Origin of the sequence: Roseibium sp. MMSF_3247 (assembly GCF_030733765.1) — a bacterium.
Lineage (GTDB): Bacteria > Pseudomonadota > Alphaproteobacteria > Rhizobiales > Stappiaceae > Roseibium.
Window position 1 is genome coordinate 193,772 of sequence record NZ_JASHII010000007.1, and the last position, 16,147, is coordinate 209,918.

The 16,147-nt window shown below is 57.2% G+C and carries 17 protein-coding genes; 7 read left to right on the plus strand and 10 right to left on the minus strand.

Features of this window, described 5'->3' with window-relative positions; all coding sequences use genetic code 11:
• Positions 1-101: 101 nt before the first annotated feature.
• Positions 102-425 (minus strand): hypothetical protein, encoded by a 324-nt coding sequence (locus RBB44_RS21430; RefSeq protein ID WP_306149639.1) that lies wholly within the window; start codon positions 423-425, stop codon positions 102-104.
• A gap of 375 nt (positions 426-800) precedes the next feature.
• On the opposite strand from RBB44_RS21430, the gene RBB44_RS21435 reads away from it, so the two are divergent.
• From RBB44_RS21435 to RBB44_RS21445, 3 genes are read left to right on the plus strand one after another with little or no spacing between them, the layout of a single operon-like run.
• Positions 801-1,829, plus strand: coding sequence for a TRAP transporter substrate-binding protein (locus RBB44_RS21435; protein WP_306149638.1), 1,029 nt, complete (start codon positions 801-803; stop codon positions 1,827-1,829).
• On the plus strand, positions 1,829-2,338 hold the full coding sequence (locus RBB44_RS21440; RefSeq protein ID WP_306149637.1) for a TRAP transporter small permease: 510 nt from the start codon (positions 1,829-1,831) through the stop codon (positions 2,336-2,338). The genes RBB44_RS21435 and RBB44_RS21440 overlap by 1 nt, the downstream gene beginning before the upstream one ends.
• 6 nt (positions 2,339-2,344) lie before the next feature.
• Positions 2,345-3,700 carry a TRAP transporter large permease gene (locus RBB44_RS21445; protein WP_306149636.1) on the plus strand — a complete coding sequence of 452 codons (1,356 nt, stop codon included), beginning with the start codon at positions 2,345-2,347 and terminating at the stop codon, positions 3,698-3,700.
• A gap of 62 nt (positions 3,701-3,762) precedes the next feature.
• Here the strand turns inward: RBB44_RS21445 and RBB44_RS21450 are convergent, their stop codons facing one another.
• The 7 genes from RBB44_RS21450 to pobA are packed head-to-tail and all read right to left on the minus strand — an operon-like array spanning position 3,763 to position 9,683.
• Positions 3,763-5,070 (minus strand): lyase family protein, encoded by a 1,308-nt coding sequence (locus RBB44_RS21450; RefSeq protein ID WP_306149635.1) that lies wholly within the window; start codon positions 5,068-5,070, stop codon positions 3,763-3,765.
• A 54-nt stretch (positions 5,071-5,124) separates the two neighbouring features.
• The gene (locus RBB44_RS21455) at positions 5,125-5,961 is read right to left on the minus strand and encodes a 3-keto-5-aminohexanoate cleavage protein (RefSeq protein ID WP_306149634.1); all 837 of its coding nucleotides are present in this window, start codon (positions 5,959-5,961) and stop codon (positions 5,125-5,127) included.
• Positions 5,962-5,968: 7 nt separating this feature from the next.
• Positions 5,969-6,589 carry a protocatechuate 3,4-dioxygenase subunit alpha gene (pcaG, locus tag RBB44_RS21460; RefSeq protein WP_306149633.1) on the minus strand — a complete coding sequence of 207 codons (621 nt, stop codon included), beginning with the start codon at positions 6,587-6,589 and terminating at the stop codon, positions 5,969-5,971.
• Between the two features lie 2 nt (positions 6,590-6,591).
• Entirely contained in the window at positions 6,592-7,317 is a 726-nt protein-coding gene (pcaH, locus tag RBB44_RS21465; RefSeq protein ID WP_306149632.1) for a protocatechuate 3,4-dioxygenase subunit beta, read from the minus strand.
• A 23-nt stretch (positions 7,318-7,340) separates the two neighbouring features.
• Entirely contained in the window at positions 7,341-7,730 is a 390-nt protein-coding gene (pcaC, locus tag RBB44_RS21470) for a 4-carboxymuconolactone decarboxylase (RefSeq protein WP_133952209.1), read from the minus strand.
• Positions 7,723-8,514: a 3-oxoadipate enol-lactonase gene (gene pcaD, locus RBB44_RS21475; RefSeq protein ID WP_306149631.1), complete on the minus strand. Its 792-nt coding sequence runs from the start codon at positions 8,512-8,514 to the stop codon at positions 7,723-7,725. The genes pcaC and pcaD overlap by 8 nt, the downstream gene beginning before the upstream one ends.
• The gene (gene pobA / locus RBB44_RS21480) at positions 8,514-9,683 is read right to left on the minus strand and encodes a 4-hydroxybenzoate 3-monooxygenase (protein WP_306149630.1); all 1,170 of its coding nucleotides are present in this window, start codon (positions 9,681-9,683) and stop codon (positions 8,514-8,516) included. The genes pcaD and pobA overlap by 1 nt, the downstream gene beginning before the upstream one ends.
• Positions 9,684-9,777: 94 nt before the next feature.
• Here pobA and pcaQ point away from each other — a divergent pair, with 94 nt between their 5' ends.
• From pcaQ to RBB44_RS21500, 4 genes are all read left to right on the plus strand, one after another.
• Complete coding sequence (gene pcaQ, locus RBB44_RS21485; protein ID WP_306149629.1) at positions 9,778-10,698, plus strand: pca operon transcription factor PcaQ; 921 nt, start codon at positions 9,778-9,780, stop codon at positions 10,696-10,698.
• Positions 10,695-12,452 carry a thiamine pyrophosphate-requiring protein gene (locus RBB44_RS21490; protein ID WP_306149628.1) on the plus strand — a complete coding sequence of 586 codons (1,758 nt, stop codon included), beginning with the start codon at positions 10,695-10,697 and terminating at the stop codon, positions 12,450-12,452. Before pcaQ ends, RBB44_RS21490 begins: the two co-directional genes overlap by 4 nt.
• Before the next feature lie 187 nt (positions 12,453-12,639).
• Positions 12,640-13,461, plus strand: a complete 822-nt coding sequence (locus RBB44_RS21495; RefSeq protein ID WP_133952199.1) for a response regulator — start codon at positions 12,640-12,642, stop codon at positions 13,459-13,461.
• Positions 13,462-13,666: 205 nt separating this feature from the next.
• Positions 13,667-14,482, plus strand: coding sequence for a hypothetical protein (locus RBB44_RS21500; protein ID WP_306149627.1), 816 nt, complete (start codon positions 13,667-13,669; stop codon positions 14,480-14,482).
• Positions 14,483-14,494: 12 nt separating this feature from the next.
• Here RBB44_RS21500 and RBB44_RS21505 read toward each other — a convergent pair whose 3' ends face one another.
• On the minus strand, positions 14,495-15,280 hold the full coding sequence (locus RBB44_RS21505) for a crotonase/enoyl-CoA hydratase family protein (RefSeq protein ID WP_306149626.1): 786 nt from the start codon (positions 15,278-15,280) through the stop codon (positions 14,495-14,497).
• Positions 15,277-16,137: a hydroxymethylglutaryl-CoA lyase gene (locus RBB44_RS21510; protein WP_306149625.1), complete on the minus strand. Its 861-nt coding sequence runs from the start codon at positions 16,135-16,137 to the stop codon at positions 15,277-15,279. The genes RBB44_RS21505 and RBB44_RS21510 overlap by 4 nt, the downstream gene beginning before the upstream one ends.
• Positions 16,138-16,147: the final 10 nt, after the last annotated feature.

Here is a 16,147-nt window from a genome sequence, read left to right on the forward strand (position 1 = left end):
ACTTCTTCAATGGTTATGACAAACTATGAAGAGCGCAGCACCGCGATCAGCGGTCGGCGGCGCATATGAATGCGCCACCACTTGGGCAGTATCCTGACAGCTCAGCGGTAACTCGATGAGTAGAATGTCAGTTCATTCGTGCACGGGTTGGCATCGCTCTGGATGGAGCCATCCGGTTTGACGATCAATTCGATCAAGTTGCTGGTGATCGCCCGGTAGTAGCGGGTGCCGTCTCCATCAAAGGCCGTCAAATGCCATATGACGTAGGCTTTGCCGTTTTCCTTCGGCGTAATCTCGCAAACCGCCAAAGGTGCTGCCGCTTTGACCTTGGAAATGGCATCGTCAGCATGCGCGGCTGCACAAAAGCCGATCGCAAATGCCGCAGCAGCAAAAACGCTCATCCGCGCTGACAGTTGGCTTATCATCCAGTTATCTCCTGAAGTGTTCTCATAAGAGGCTACGCCTCACTCTATGCGGCTCCCTCAGCAGAGTACAGGCTGAGATGATGCCTCGGGGACTGGGTGGTGTTGATGCCACGGGTAATCGGCAGTTAGTTTCCAAAAAGGGAAATCAATTCCAACATTATGTCATTTTACATTACCAAGTGAATTAGTAAAAACTGAATTCGGGAGGAGACATGTCTCCTGTTTAATGGTGGGATAGGCTTCAATAGGGTGAAAATTTGTGTGCCAGCGGCACCTTGCACCCGATAAGCTTGGGCAACCAACAGCGCGAATGAGGCGCGGCCACAGCCGGACTGGTCTATTTCTTGTATTTCCGGCGTAGGAGGAGGAACGATCATGGATTTCAAGGCGGTTTTCGGCGCAGCCCTGTTGGCGCTCGGCGCAACATCAGTGCAGGCTGCAGATCACGAATTCAAGCTGCACCACTTCCTGGGCGAAAAAGCCCCGGCACACTCCAAGATGCTGGTGCCCTGGGCCAAGCAGGTGGAGGAGAATTCCGGCGGCAAGGTCTCCATCGAGATCTATCCGGCGATGACTTTGGGCGGCCGTCCGCCGGAGCTGATCAACCAGGTTCGCGACGGTGTTGTGGACCTTGTCTGGACGGTCAACGGCTATACACCCGGCCTGTTCCCGAGGTCTGAAGTCTTTGAGCTGCCGGGGGTCCACAAGAACGATACCGCAGCGACCAATCTGGCGCTTAAGGAACTCTTCGAGAGTGATCTGAAAGACGACTACAAGGGCGTTGAGGTCATGTTCCTCCATGTGCATGCCGGTCAGGGCATTCATATGCGCGACACGGAAGTGCGGTCAGTCGCAGACCTCAAGGACAAGAAAATCCGGATCCCGACACGCACGGGCGCCTGGGTGATTGAAGCGCTTGGCGCGTCCCCGGTTGCAATGCCGGTGCCGGAACTTCCACCTGCACTGCAGAAGGGTGTGATTGACGGGGCTATGATCCCTTGGGAGATCATTCCGCCGCTGAAGATCCAGGAGCAGACCAATTACCAGATCGAAGGTGCGGACAAGGAACGCTTTGGCACGACGGTGTTCCAGGTGTCCATGAACAAGGACCGCTGGGACAGCTTGCCGGAAGATGTCCAGAAAGCTTTCCGCGATGCATCGGATGCTGCCTGGTCGAAGGAAGTTGGCGATATCTGGGCTGGTGCAGATGATTTTGGCATTGGGCTCGCGGTGAAGGCCGGCAACACGCACATTACCTTGACGCCAGAAGAAACCGCGGAGTTCAACACCGCGCTGGAACCGGTTGTTGGCCGCTGGGTCGAGGAAGTCTCTAGCAAAGGCATCGACGGGTCCGCTTTGGTGGACAAGGCCCGCGCCGCCGTCGCGAACAACGCGTCCAACTGATGCCGACAGATCAACAAACAGGCAATTCCGGGTTCACCGGGATTGCCAGCTGGGTCATCACGGTGTGGGCTCTCCTCGGCGGCGGTGTTCTGTTGGCCGTCGTTGCGGTGAACATGATGTCCATCATCGGATCCATGTTCGGTAAGCCTTTCCCCGGTGACTTTGAACTGACGGAAATGGGCGTCGCGATCGCAGTGTTTGCGTTCCTGCCTTATTGCCAGCTGACAGGCGCCAATGTGTCAGCGGATATTTTCACAGCTGGAGCCTCGAAGCGGTTGATCGCGTTTTTCACACTGCTGGGCTCGCTGGTTGCGCTTGGGTTTGCGTCTCTGCTGATCTGGCGCATGTTCCACGGCATGCTCGACCAAAGAGAATACGGCTATACGACCACGATCTTGCAGATCCCGCACTGGTTGGCGTTTGTTCCGATCCTTGTGTCCCTTGTCTTGCTGGCCCTTGCAGCGCTCGTCACTTTGATGCGTGACACATCAGCCCTGTCGAAAGGATAACGATACATGGCAGACGCTGTTGTTCTCGGCGTGGGCGGGCTCGTCGCGCTGATCATCCTGATTGCGATCCGGATGCCGATTGCCTACGCGATGATCCTGGTTGGCGGCGTCGGCACCATGCTGCTCAACGGTCCGGCGTTGGTCTTCAGCCAGTTGAAGACGTTGGCTTATGGGCAGTTCTCGATCTACGATCTGTCCGTCGTGCCGATGTTTGTTCTGATGGGGGCGATCGCCTCCAAGACGGGTCTCAGTCAGGCGCTGTTCCGGGGGGCAAATGCCTGGCTTGGCTGGCTGCGCGGTGGCACGGCGATGGCGGCAATCGCCGGCTGTGCGGGCTTCGGGGCGGTGTGTGGTTCGTCCCTTGCGACGGCCTCCACCATGGGCAAGGTCGCCTTGCCGGAACTGCGCCGCTACAAGTATTCCGGGGCCCTTGCCACCGGGACACTGGCCGCTGGCGGCGTGCTCGGAATCCTGATCCCGCCCTCTGTTGTCCTGATCATTTATGCGATCATCGTTGAAGCGAACATCGTGACGATGTTCATGGCGGCGTTCCTGCCCGGCCTGCTGGCCGTAGTTTTGTTTCTGCTGACCATCGCGATCTATGTGGCGATCAAGCCGGAGGCGGGCCCGAAAGGCGGGGTGCCGGACCGCCGGGAGTTCATCGAGGCAACGGCTGGAATGATCCCGGTTCTGCTGATCTTTGCGCTGGTGATCGGGGGCATTTATTTCGGCTTTTTCAACCCGACCCCGGCTGCTGCTGCTGGTGTGTTTCTTGTGCTGGTCTTCGGTCTCTTGCAGCGCAAGTTGTCCTGGCCGGACATGCTGGGCGCGCTCAAGGAAACGGCTGCGACCTCGGGCATGATTTATCTGATCATCCTTGGTGCGGAACTTCTGAAAATCTTCATGTCGCGGGTACGCCTGCCGCAGGAAACAGCCGCCTGGATCGCCGGTTCGGGCCTTGAGCCGATGACGGTCCTGATCCTCCTGCTCGTTGCGCTTATCCTGCTCGGTTGCCTGATGGACAGTCTGTCGATGATCCTGCTGGTGATCCCGTTCTTCTGGCCAGTATTGGTTGAGATCAATGGCGGGATCTATCAGGGCGCTGACGGCGCCGGGTTCGGCATGAGCACTGAAGATCTGAAAATCTGGTTCGGGATCCTCGCGCTCATTGTAGTGGAGCTTGGACTGATTACGCCGCCGGTCGGAATGAACGTGTTCGTGATTTCCTCCCTGGCCCGCGACACCCCGATGATCGATACGTTCAAGGGCGTTGCGCCCTTCTTTGGCGCGGAGCTGGTGCGTGTGGTGCTTCTTGTCAGTTTCCCGGCGCTCACGCTGTGGCTGCCGAGTGTGCTCAGTTAGCGCATATTGCGGTCTATTGGCTTAAGGCCTGTCTGGCTTTGCGTTTGAAGCGAAGCGGAGAGCTATCTCGACCGCCGGGCAAATATCTCGGCGGTCATTTCCTTGCAGGCCGGTATGACCGTTGCCGGATCAAGAACGGCGTCCCAGTCGATCCCATTGGGCGCCAGTTCCTTCAAGGTTGATTTGAAGTCAGCCTGTGACGCGGCCTTGGCAACAATGTCCTTGGCCTCTGCTCTCGGAACGCCGTTCTTGGCAAGCGCGAAGCTTGCGGCCTCTGCCATGATTTCCTGATGGTCCTTCAAGGCAGCAGAGATTCGGCCCTGGTTCGGCGACATGCTGTCTGCAAGCGCTTGGGCGTGGCGGAGGGCTGCGCCGGTTGCAATCAGCATTTGGGGCAAGAATGCCCATTCCAGTGGCCAGCGCGCGCCGTCCCGTTCTTCTGCCGGACTGGCCGCTGCCGCAATCCCGCCTGCGGACGTTTGCACGATGGTGTTGAGTGTCAGAATGGCTTCAGCCTGAACCGGATTGGCCTTTTGCGGCATTGTCGAGGATCCTCCGCCTGTTCCCGACGAGACCTCCGCAATGTCTGATCGGCCGAGCAGAAGAAGATCGCCGGCCATCTTGGAAAGACTGGCGGTGACGGCTTGCAGCCAAGCGGACAGAGCGAGGATGTTCGACCGGTTCGTGTGCCAGGATGGCGAAAAATGGAGCTTGAGTTCCTTAGCAAGGGCTTCTGCGATCCGCGGTCCATCTGGGACAATCGCGCTGTTAACGCCGGAAGCCCCGCCGAACTGGATTTTCAGAACTTTCTTGCGAAGATCTGGCAGGTCGGCCTCAGCGTCAATTGGGCCGTGTGCCCATTGAGCAATCCGGTAGCCGAACGTGACAGGTGTCGAAATCTGCGACCGTGTCCGGCCGGCCAGAAGCTGATTGGCGTGCCGGACGCTTTCTGTTTCCAAAGTGTCGATCAGTTTGCCAAGGCGTTCTTCCAGCACATCGAGGCAGCTCTTTGCCTGGAGAACCAGCGCCGTGTCCATCACGTCCTGGCTGGTGGCTCCCCAGTGCAGCCAGCTGCCTGCGTCGTCACCGGCGATCTTTCTCAAAGAAGCCACAAGTGCGGGAACGGGAATTCCAGCAGACCGCGTGCCGCTACTCAAAGCATTCGGCTCAATCTCACTGGTTTTCAGCGCAGAGACGATCGTTGCAGCTGCACCTTCCGGAATGATGCCGAGGGCGCCTTGCACTTTTGCGAGAGCCTGCTCGAACCGGATCATATGAAGGAGATCGGCGTCCTCATCCAGCCGCAAAACCAGATCGGCGTCGGAGTAAAGATCGGAAAAAACAGGGCTGGAAAACAGGGAAACAGGCATGAAAACTGGGCTCAAACGAAGGGAGCTTGATCAAGAAACAACAAAGACTTGCCGTCAAGCGGCTTTGAGCGGAATCTGCAAGATCTCGCGTGCCTTTTGCCAGTCTGCAACCGGCCGCTCGTACTTCTCGCAAAGCTCAACCGCCCGTTTGACCAAAGCGGCATTGGACGGAGCAAGCCTGTCCTTGTCGAGGCGGATGTTGTCTTCCAGTCCAGTGCGCGTATGCCCTCCGGCCGCGATCGACCACTCGTTAATGGTGAGCTGGTGACGGCCGATGCCGGCAGCACACCATTCGGCATCCGAAACGAGCCGCTCGACTGTCTTGATGTAATAGTCGAAGACATCCTTATCGACCGGCATGGCGTTTTTCACACCCATGACGAACTGGACATACAGCCTGCCCGGTATGCGGCCGTCCTTGTTCATCGCCGCCGCCTGATGAATGTGGCTGAGATCGAAGGCCTCGATCTCCGGCTTGATTGTGTAAGTCCGCATTTCTGCAGCCAGCCAATCCACAAGATCCGGCGGGTTTTCGTAAACCCTTGTCGGGAAGTTGTTCGAGCCAACGGAAAGGGAGGCCATGTCCGGCTGAAGCGGCAGCATGCCGCCGCGCGCCTTTCCGGCACCTGAGCGCCCGCCGGTCGAGAACTGGATGATCATGCCGGGGCAGTGTTTTTCAAGGCCTTCCTTCAGCCAGGCAAATTTCTCCGGATCCGAAGACGGGCTTTGATCCTCGTTGCGCACATGGGCGTGGCAAATTGTAGCGCCGGCTTCAAAGGCCTCGTGCGTGCTTTCAACTTGTTCGGCGACTGTGACCGGCACAGCCGGATTGTTTTCTTTTGTCGGCAACGAGCCGGTGATCGCAACACAGATGATGCAAGGTTTGCTCATATCCGCCTCAAATGTCGAAAAAGACGGTTTCGTCTTCGCCTTGCAGCTTGATATCAAACCGGTAGACCGGCGTTCCATCGCTGTCTGTCCGTTCTGCAATCAGCGTTGCCCGGCGGCGCTCCCACTCGATCAGATTGAGCACCGGATCGGCTGCGTTGGCGGATGTCTCATCTGAAAAATAAAGCCGGGTTTGCAACCCCACATTGATCCCGCGGGCGACAATCCAAAGGCTTATGTGCGGGGCCATTTGACGACCGTTCAGATCCGTAACCGCACCCGGCTTGACTGTCTCGAAAGTCCAGTTTCCGGTCTCGAAATCCGGAATGACCCGGCCCCAGCCCCTGAACCCGTCCTCAACTTCACCACGATGCTCTGGATGGGCATAGATGCCGTCTGCATTGGCCTGCCAGGCTTCCAGAAGCACGTCCTTGATCGGGGACCCCATGCCATCAATGACACAGCCTTCAATGCGGATGCGTTCGCCCTTTGCGTTTGGCCCGGCAATGTCATGCCCGAGCTCCTGGGCGTAGATGTCAAAACCGGCGGCTCCCGGCGCAAGGCCGATGTGGACATAAGGGCCCGCCGTCTGGGAGGGGGTTTCTTTCAAGTAATCCAGTGTCTGGTGCATGATCAGTTCCCCTCCGGCCGGTTTTCAAACAGCGTCGACCGGCGCCCACGCAACACGATGTCGAACTTGTAAGCGATGGTATCGAGGGGGATGGTGGCGTTGAGATCCAGCCGTGCGACCAGTTGATCAACCGCGTCCGGATCGGGAATGGCGTTCACGATCGGGCATTTGGCAATCAGCGGGTCGCCTTCAAAGTAGCACTGCGTGATCAGGCGCTGGGCGAAGGCGGAACCGAAGATGGAAATATGGACATGGGCCGGCCGCCAGTTGTTCACCCAATTGCGCCAGGGATATGCGCCAGGCTTCACGGTTCTGAACGCGTAGTACCCGTTCTCGTCCGTTATTGTGCGGCCACAGCCGCCAAAATTCGGGTCGATCGGCGCGAGATAGGTGTCCTTCTTGTGCCGGTAGCGGCCACCGGCATTGGCTTGCCAGATTTCGAGCAGTGTGTTCGGAACCGGCTTTGCATTCTCGTCGAGAACCCGTCCATGAAGGATGATGCGCTCGCCAATCGGGCTTTCGCCCGGTTTTGCGTAGTTCGACAGAAGATCCTTGTCGAGCGGGTCGATGTCGTTGTGTCCAAAGACCGGTCCGGTGATTTCGCTGACTGTCGTTTCCAGGCTGATCATCGAATACTGAGGGGATCTGGAAACGCTTGTCTTGTAGTCCGGCGTCAGCGCGGGCGGCTGCCATTGCCGGTCACGCTGGTAATAGGGGCCTGGTTTCATTGTGGCGTTCCTCCCGGCCGGCGTTATTCGCCCGCCTCCTCCCGTTCCATGTCCGCGTAAGTGTCCTTGGCAATCTTGAGCGCCTGGTTGGCCCGCGGAACTCCAGCATAAATCGCGACATGCTGGAAGGCTTCCAGAACATCCTGTTTGCTTGCACCTGTTCGAGAAGTTGCCCGGATGTGCATGGCAATCTCTTCAAAATTCCCGAGAGCTGCCAAGAGGGCCAGCGTCAGCATGGAGCGCTCGCGCGGGCTGATGCCGTCAGACGCCCAGACTGTTCCCCAGGCGGCCTCGGTGATCAGTGTTTGAAAGGGCGCATCGAGATCCGTCTTGGATGCTTCGGCGCGATCAACATGTGCGTCTCCCAAAACGGCGCGTCGGACATCCAGACCCTGCTCATACCGGTCAGACATGAGCGCTCTCCTTCAAAAAATTCTGCAAATGGGCCGTAAAGACGTCGGCCTGCTCAACACAGGGCAGGTGACCGGCGGCTGCTATCTCGACAAACCGGCTGCCACGGATCAGGTCCGTGGTGGCCTTTACCTGTTCCGGAGGGCTGGCGAGATCCTCAGACCCGGCAATCCCCAAGACCGGGAGCGTCAATTCGGAGGTTGTCGCGGTGAGATCCGTTACGGCCAGAGCGTGACTACAGCCGATATAACCCTCAGCTGGCGTCCGGCTCAGCATGTTGCGCCAGGCAATGCATTCGTCAGAGTGCCGGAAAGGGCCGGAGAACCAACGGTCCAGAACAGCCTCGGCGATACTTTCGACGCCGCCTTCGCGGACAGCGGCAATCCGGGTCTGCCACATATCTTTTGTGCCCATTTTTGCTGCTGTGCAGGCAAGAACAAGACTGGCCATGCGATCCGACTGACGGTGGGCGAGCAGCTGTCCGATCATCCCACCGATGGAAAGACCGACCAGCGAGAATTGCGTTACGCCGATATGGCCGAGCAATTCCTCCAGATCTACGACCAGATCCGTCATGGAATAAACATCAGAGGGGCAGGAGGAGAGGCCGTGGCCGCGCTTGTCGAAGCGGATGTAGCGGAAGCCTTCTTCAGGAAGACGGTCGATGACCTTGTCCCAGAGCCGCAAATCCGTGCCGAGGGAGTTTGCAAACACGACAGGGGAGCCGGCCGGGTCACCATCTTCCCGCCAGTGAATGTCCGCATTTGTGAGCCGTGCGATGTGCATCAGTAGGGCAGTCCCACATAGTTTTCGGCAAACCACTTTTGGGCGGTCGGATTGTAATGCAGAGATTCAATTTCGGCCCGCTGCATTTTCAGATCAAACTCGGATTGGTCCGGAAACCGGTGCAACAAATTCGTGGTCGCCCAGCTGAACCGCTCCGCCTTCCAGACCCGCGCCAGCGCCGTTTCGGAGTAGGTGTCAATGCCTGTGCTGTCCTTGTCGAGGTAGTAGGCTGACAACGCGCGGTGGAGATAGTGAACATCTGACGCAGCAGTGTTGAGGCCCTTTGCCCCAGTCGGAGGCACGATGTGCGCAGCATCGCCGCAGAGGAACAATCGGCCCCAGCGCATCGGCTCGCTGACAAAAGATCGCAGAGGCGCGATTGATTTTTCAATCGACGGCCCAGTGACGAGCTTTTCCGCGATATCCTCCGGAAGCCGTCGTTTCAGTTCTTCCCAGAACGCCTCATCGCTCCAGTCCTCGACCTTATCGCTGAGCTCGCATTGGACGTAATAGCGGGACAGGTTTTCATTGCGCATGGAGCAGAGTGCAAACCCGCGGGTGGAGTTTGCATAAATCAGCTCTTCGTGCACTGGCGGTGTTTCGGACAGGATACCCAGCCAGCCGAATGGAAAGACCTTCTCATAGTCCTTGCGGACGGTTTCCGGGATGGTTTTCCGGCTGACTCCATGAAAGCCGTCGCACCCTGCCACGAAATCGCAGTCGATCCGGTGCTCGCTACCATTCTTCATGTAAGTGACGTATGGTGCGTCCGTCTCGGCATCGTGGATTGCAACGCCGTCTGCTTCGAAGATGGTCTTTGCATCGGACGCCTCGCGGGCGTCATAGAGGTCGCGTGTCACCTCTGTCTGACCGTATACGATGACGCTCTTACCGATGAGGTCCTCGAAGTTGATCGAGAACATCTCGTTTTCATAGGAAATACAGGTGCCAGTATGGACAAAACGCTCCTTGTCCATGCGCTCGGACACGCCGGCTTCGCGCATCAGTTCGACCAGACCCGTTTCCAGAATGCCGGCCCGGATCCGTGCAAGCACATAGTCCTTGGTCTTGCGCTCCAGAACGACCGCGTCGATCCCCTTCAGGTGCAAAAGTTGCCCCAGCAGGAGCCCGGAGGGACCTCCTCCAACAATGACAACTTGAGTACGCATCTAGACCTCCCCGCGTTTTTGAGCATATTGTTTATCTGAAATGGTGAAGTAAAATGACAAATTAGGTCATTTGATTTCCAAAATGGATAAGTAAATGATCGATCGGCGGATAAAATTCCGGCACATCCAATGTTTTGTCGAGATTGCGCAGGAGCGCAGTCTGAAGCTCGCTGCCGACAAGTTAAACCTTACTCAACCGGCCATATCCAAGACCCTCAAGGAATTGGAGGAAACGATTGGTGCGACATTGATGTCCCGCAGCCGCGCGGGCATATCGCTGACGCCGCAAGGCAAGATGTTCCTGCATTTTGCGCAAATTTCCTTAGCCAGCCTCCAGCAGGGCCTGGACGGTGTGGTCAATGCCGGTGAGGAGGCGCGAGCCACGTTGACCGTTGGAGCTTTGCCGAGTGTTTCGGGAAGCTTCTTGCCCGCTGCCATCCGTGAATTCCGGGACCTGGCCCCAACGGTCATGCTGAAGATTCTGGATGGTCCGCATGGATATCTCATCGAGCGGTTGCGGCTGGGTGAAATTGATCTGGTGATTGGCCGCCTCGGACGCCCGGTCACCATGGAAGGAGTTTCGTTCACGCAGCTTTATTCTGAGCGGGTCGAGTTCGTTGTCCGGGCTGGTCATCCGCTCCTGGAGGCGCCGGACATCAAACGCATTGTCGACTGGCCGGTGCTCTATCCGCCGGACGGGTCGGCCATCCGCCCTTTGGTTGAGCGGTATCTGATCGCCAACGGCGTGGCGGAAATTCCGAACCGGATCGAAACCGTGTCCGGCGCATTCGGTCGTATTTATACGCGTCAGTCGGACGCTGTCTGGATCATTTCTTCCGGTGTGGTGCGCAATGAAACGGCTGATGGCGATCTGATCCGCTTGCCCTTCGAAAGCGACATCACAAAAGGGCCGATCGGGTTGATGACCCGCCCCGATGCCCAGCCGAGCCCGGCCGAGCAGGTGTTCCGGCTGGCTGTTCAAACCGCCATTGAAGATTTGGAACTCTCCTCATGAGCAAGACTGCGACGACTTCTGCCAATGGCGATACTTTGCGCTCTAAAAGTGCGCCAGAAGAGAATGTGTCCATCACATCCGGAGGGGCTCTGCTCAGCCGGATGAAGGCGATCGGCATTGACTACATTTTTGCAAATTCCGGGACGGATTTCCCGCCGGTGATTGAAGGTCTTGCCGAGGCTGATGCCAAGAACATCGATCTACCGGAAGCGATTGTCATCCCGCACGAAAGTGCGGCCATGGGCATGGCGCATGGCTATTACCTTGGCACTGGCAAAACGGCGGCAGTAATGGCGCACACGAATGTGGGGCTTGCGAACTGTGCGATAGGCACGATCAACGCATCGATCGAAAACATACCAATGATGCTCTTTTCCGGGAGAACCCCAACAACAGAGCAGGGGCGGTTCGGGTCGCGAACCGTTCCGATCGGCTGGGGGCAGGAAATGCGCGATCAAACCGCTTTGGTCCGTGAAGCCTGCAAATGGGACTATGAGCTGCGGTTTCCCGAGCAGACTGTCGAAACGGTTGACCGGGCGAAAGCGCTTGCCGAGACAACACCGCGCGGTCCGGTCTATGTGAGCTTGCCGCGCGAAGTCCTATGTGAGCTTTGCCCGGTGGACCAATTGGGCTCGCCAGCGATTATGGTCGCGCCGCAGCCGGGTATCGACCAAGCCGCCATTACACGGGCAGTCGAACTTATTTCCCAAGCTGACAATCCAGTGATTTTCGCGCAGCGCGGAGCCGGAGGCCCCGACGGCTTTGCAGCTCTTGCCGGGATGGCGGAGCGATGGGGCATGCCTGTCTGCCAATACTGGGCTGTGCGGCTTGCGATGGATCTCGATCATCCGATGGCTGCCGGCAACGATCCGGCCGTTCTTCTGGAAACCGCAGATGTTGTTCTGGTTATCGACAGTCTGGCTCCCTGGGCGCCGGACAAACACAAGCTAAAGCCCGGATGCAAGGTGATACACCTCGGGCAAGATCCCCTTTTCAGCAAAGTTCCGGTGCGCAATTTCCAATGTGATCTGGCAATCGCATCGGACGTGCAGCCGGGAATCGTCGCTTTGAAGGCAGCTTTGGATGAGCTTGAACTGTCCGAAAAAGCAGCGCCGAGACGAGCCCAATGGGCTGCGCGCAACAAGGCAAACCGGCAAGCCGTTTTGGCATCGGCTGAAGCCGATGGATCGGGGCGCATCACCAAGAATTTGGTCAGTCTGTGCCTGTCCCGCGTATTGGGGGATCAAAAAGCATCGGTGCTTTCAGAACTCGGCTGCCCTCCTGCGCCCATGAGTTTAAACCACTGGCAGGCTTGGTATCAGGAGCCGCATGCTGGCGGGCTCGGCTGGTGTTTCCCGGCGGCCCTTGGCATGAAATTGGGTACTCCGGATCGGACTGTCGTGGCGACCATGGGGGACGGGTCCTACATGTTTTCCAACCCGGTGGTTTGTCATCAGATTGCTGAAGCGCTCGACCTGCCGATCCTTGTGATCGTATTAAACAATGCAGAGTGGGGTGCGGTACGCCAGTCTGTTCTGGATCATTATCCGGAGGGCTACGCGGCTCGAAGCAACAGGATGCCGTTGACCCAACTGTCGCCGATGCCCGACTTTACGCATGTTGCCAAGGCCAGCCGCGCCTTCGCTGCTCGTGTTGAACAGGCGGCAGATCTGGAGTCAGCTCTCAAAGAGGCGCTCAAGCAAATCGAGCAAAACAAAACCCTCGCATTTTTGGATGTTGTTGTGTCGCGGTAGATTTGGCTTGCGTTGGTACTTGCGGTTTTTGATTTAAAACTGATTGTTGGTTCAGGTTAAGGCGTTGTTTGAGTAATGATGCCAGTAACCGAAATTATACGAATGATGTGAAATAACTTTACTTGAACAACTGCATAGTTAGGCCGCTGGCATCTTTTTGCATGGCCGTTTCTGCAATGGGGAAGCCGTGCTGCACAAAATAATACGCGTGATGATCGCGGACGACAGCTCAATCGCTCGGGACATCGTTGCGGAAGGTATTCAGGCCCATCGTGGTGAACGCTATATCGAGATTGAGCAAGCGTCGAATGGCCGGGCGGCCCTCGAGATACTCCAAGCGAAACGCATCGACGTCGCCTTTGTCGACATTCACATGCCAGGCCTGAACGGTCCGGAAGTCGTTTCGGCAATGCGCGATACCCAGTCGAATGACTGTTTGACCGTGGCCATGTCGAGCAGTCTCGATGATAAGGCGGAATCGGTGCTGAAGCGATTTGGCGCCTATCATTTCCTGCAAAAGCCCTTCAGCCCCGCCGAAATCTCCGAGATTATTGCCACCTATCGCATCATGACCCGATCCTATCCGATCCTGGTGGTCGACGATTCTGGAACAATGCGGAAATTGACCCGAAAAGTTTTGGAAAGCAGCCGTTTCGAGTTTGAGGTTTCAGAAGCAGATAGTGCCGATGCGGCGTTGAAAGCGCTTTCTCGCGGCAAATTCGAACTGGTCTTGACCGATTTTCACATGCCGGGTGTAGACGGTCTGGAGCTGGCCGGTTCCATTCGGGATTTGTCCAGCAAGGTTGGTATTTACATGATGTCGACAAACGATACGACGTATCTCGAACGGTCTGCCGCCTTTGTCGGGATCTCCGGTTTCTTGAAAAAGCCCTTCAACGCGGCTGACATCGATATGCTGATGCACGACTACCTGGAAATCGACAAGCCGAAGTTCGGCAAGGTCAGAGACGTGTTCAGTTTCATTGAGCGCGAACGCAAGGCCTCCTGAAGAAACAAAGCCACGGGTCTGTAACCAGATCACTTGTATTGCTGGGATTAAAATCAAATTTTCCCGGTATTATTTGCCGTTTTCCTACAATCATTTTGGATAGTGCTGTGTCTGTCTTGATTACGGACGGTCAAGTTGATTCAATGGAAGAATCAGAACTTCAGCGGATGTGTAGCGATTTCGCCCCGATACCAAGGAGCGCGGCGTGGGCAAAACAGCACGGCTTGAATATCTCCGGCGCATATTACCTTTAGGCTTGGCGGTGCTCGGCATTGCCGGTTGGTTTTACTTCATGACACTGCTCAGCAGCATCATGTGCTTGGTGGCTGCGGCCGCCATCTATCTTGCGCCGCCTCGGCCACAGCCGGCCTCCGGCGCGATCCGGCCAGTGTCCCGCCCATCCGTCCTGACACTCGACCTGATTGGTTTCGGGTTCGGATTGTTTTTTCTGCCGCTCGCGGTTCTTGGTCTCGCATCAGCAACGGGTGCCTTGGCAGCTTTTGCTCTGATTTGTTTGCTCCCGGCCAGTTTGTCTCTTGTTTTCTTCACGGTCGCCGTGCGCCAGGAAACGTCTTGGGTGCGTTTTTTCGGCAACGGTTTCGAGTTCACGCAATTCGGATTGCGGGTGCGTGTGCCTTATACCGATCTTGAAAAGGTCAGCGTGAAGCTGTGGCATGCATCGGGGGCCGTTGCCTGGTTCCAGTCCACGATTGGCTCCAGTGGGCGGAAAAAAGCGGTGCTGCTGAACGGTGAAGAAACAACCAAAACCCTGGTCTTCCGCCGCAACGACGGGTCTACATTTACGATCTCATCTGAGCTCATTCCGGACCTTCAACGTGTTCTGATTGGCATGGACCGCGCTGAAGTGGATTTGCCGGAAGGCATTAGCGAATGGCAACGCAAGAAAATCCGGCGGCGGCGGGAAAAAATGTACCGCGTTGAGGAGCCTGCACCGAAATCCGAGCAACTCGATGTCGCCCGGATTGCAGCTTTGATCGAGCACGCCCGGCGGAACGCGTGAGGCGTCTGATCCTCAGTTCGTCCAGGCCGGTTTTCTCTTTTCGAAAAACGCAGATGTGCCCTCATTGGCGTCCGGGGTTTCCCACGTGTCCGCCAACCTCCGGATGGTGTCGTCGATAACCGCCTCGGTGATGGCAGGGCCAAGAGACCGGGCAAGGGCCTTTGACGCTGCAACGGCTGCCGGAGCAGCGCTCAGGTAGGGCTTGATCTCCTTTTCAATCGCGGTGTCCAGGTCGCCCGCGCTGACAACCTTTGCCACCAGATCCAGATCCCGGGCTTCTTCTGCACCGAAAATGCGCGCTGACATAAACACCCGGCGCGCTTTGCCTTCACCCATCCGGGCCAGGATGTAGGGGCTGATTGTTGCTGGTATCAGGCCAAGCCGAACCTCGGTCAGCCCGAACTTCGCGGTGTCGACGGCAACCACTGTATCGCAGACGCTCATCATGCCAATGCCGCCACCGAAGGCCTGGCCCTGTACGCGCCCAATCACAGGTTTCGACAGTTCATTCAGTGCCTTCAGCATCATGGCGAGTTTACGGGCTTCTGCCATGCGTGTTTCGCGGTCGGCTGACATCTGCTCGCGCATCCAGGCAAGGTCGCCTCCTGCACAAAAACTTTCGCCAGCGCCTGTCAGGATAACAACACGGACCGAACTATCAGACCCGAGTTGGTCTGCAGCGTCCGTAAGTTCGTCGATCATCTTGGCCGAAAGCGAATTATGCTTTTCCGGACGGTTCAGGGTCAGCGTTGTAACGCCGAGGTCATCCGTTTCAATCGAGATCGTCTCAAAACTCATGCGGTGTCACTCCGAAGGGATTTTGCAAATTCGGCGAGTTCGGCCAGTTTCCCAAGTTTCAGCCCTGTCTCAAAACCGCGGCGCTGCATCAGCGCTGCAACGGCCTCTGTTGCAACGTTGCCCTTGGCGCCGGGGGCATAGGGGCAGCCGCCCAGTCCGCCAATGGTGCTGTCGAACGTGCGCAGGCCTTTCTCAAGGCTGACCTCGATGTTCTCCAGCGCCCGGCCCTTGGTATCGTGATAATGCCCGGCGACCTTTTCAGCTGGCACCACGGTGAGAACAGCATCGAGCATCCGGCCGATGGTTTCCGGAGTGCCGGCGCCGATGGTGTCGCCAAGGGAAATCTCGTAGCAGCCAAGCTCGTATAGGATCTTTGCGACTTCGGCGACCTTTTCGGGGGGCGTCGGGCCGTCATAAGGGCAATCGGTGACGCAGGAAACATAGCCGCGCACCGGCATTTCGTCCTGACGGGCTTTTTCCAGCAGCGGCTTGAAACGTTCGATACTTTCTGCGACCGAGCAGTTGATGTTCTTCTTTGAAAAGCCTTCAGATGCCGAGCCGAAGATGGCCACCTCGTCCGCCGAGACCTTAAGTGCGGCCGTGTAGCCTTTGACGTTCGGTGTCAGAACCGAATAGACGACAGCCGGATGGCGATAGATCCCTTCCATGACCTCTTGCGCATCGGCCATTTGTGGCACCCATTTGGGGCTGACAAAGCTGGTGACTTCGATCTTGTGGAAACCGCATTCGGAAAGACGGTCGACAAGCGCAATCTTGTCTTCCGTCGGGACAAACCGCTTTTCGTTCTGAAGCCCGTCGCGCGGACCCATTTCGAAGATAGTCACAAACTCGGACATGAGCGCTTTT

What these genes read in the sequence shown, in the direction of transcription:
- pcaD (WP_306149631.1), bottom strand. Translation starts at nt 8,514, where the DNA reads ATGCACATCGCACGGCTCACAAATGCGGACATTCACTGGCGGGAAGAT.
- RBB44_RS21505 (WP_306149626.1), bottom strand. Translation starts at nt 15,280, where the DNA reads ATGAGTTTTGAGACGATCTCGATTGAAACGGATGACCTCGGCGTTACA.
- RBB44_RS21450 (WP_306149635.1), bottom strand. Translation starts at nt 5,070, where the DNA reads ATGCCTGTTTCCCTGTTTTCCAGCCCTGTTTTTTCCGATCTTTACTCC.
- RBB44_RS21455 (WP_306149634.1), bottom strand. Translation starts at nt 5,961, where the DNA reads ATGAGCAAACCTTGCATCATCTGTGTTGCGATCACCGGCTCGTTGCCG.
- pcaC (WP_133952209.1), bottom strand. Translation starts at nt 7,730, where the DNA reads ATGTCTGACCGGTATGAGCAGGGTCTGGATGTCCGACGCGCCGTTTTG.
- pobA (WP_306149630.1), bottom strand. Translation starts at nt 9,683, where the DNA reads ATGCGTACTCAAGTTGTCATTGTTGGAGGAGGTCCCTCCGGGCTCCTG.
- RBB44_RS21445 (WP_306149636.1), top strand. Translation starts at nt 2,345, where the DNA reads ATGGCAGACGCTGTTGTTCTCGGCGTGGGCGGGCTCGTCGCGCTGATC.
- RBB44_RS21435 (WP_306149638.1), top strand. Translation starts at nt 801, where the DNA reads ATGGATTTCAAGGCGGTTTTCGGCGCAGCCCTGTTGGCGCTCGGCGCA.
- pcaG (WP_306149633.1), bottom strand. Translation starts at nt 6,589, where the DNA reads ATGCACCAGACACTGGATTACTTGAAAGAAACCCCCTCCCAGACGGCG.
- RBB44_RS21510 (WP_306149625.1), bottom strand. Translation starts at nt 16,137, where the DNA reads ATGTCCGAGTTTGTGACTATCTTCGAAATGGGTCCGCGCGACGGGCTT.
- RBB44_RS21430 (WP_306149639.1), bottom strand. Translation starts at nt 425, where the DNA reads ATGATAAGCCAACTGTCAGCGCGGATGAGCGTTTTTGCTGCTGCGGCA.
- RBB44_RS21440 (WP_306149637.1), top strand. Translation starts at nt 1,829, where the DNA reads ATGCCGACAGATCAACAAACAGGCAATTCCGGGTTCACCGGGATTGCC.
- RBB44_RS21490 (WP_306149628.1), top strand. Translation starts at nt 10,695, where the DNA reads ATGAGCAAGACTGCGACGACTTCTGCCAATGGCGATACTTTGCGCTCT.
- pcaQ (WP_306149629.1), top strand. Translation starts at nt 9,778, where the DNA reads ATGATCGATCGGCGGATAAAATTCCGGCACATCCAATGTTTTGTCGAG.
- pcaH (WP_306149632.1), bottom strand. Translation starts at nt 7,317, where the DNA reads ATGAAACCAGGCCCCTATTACCAGCGTGACCGGCAATGGCAGCCGCCC.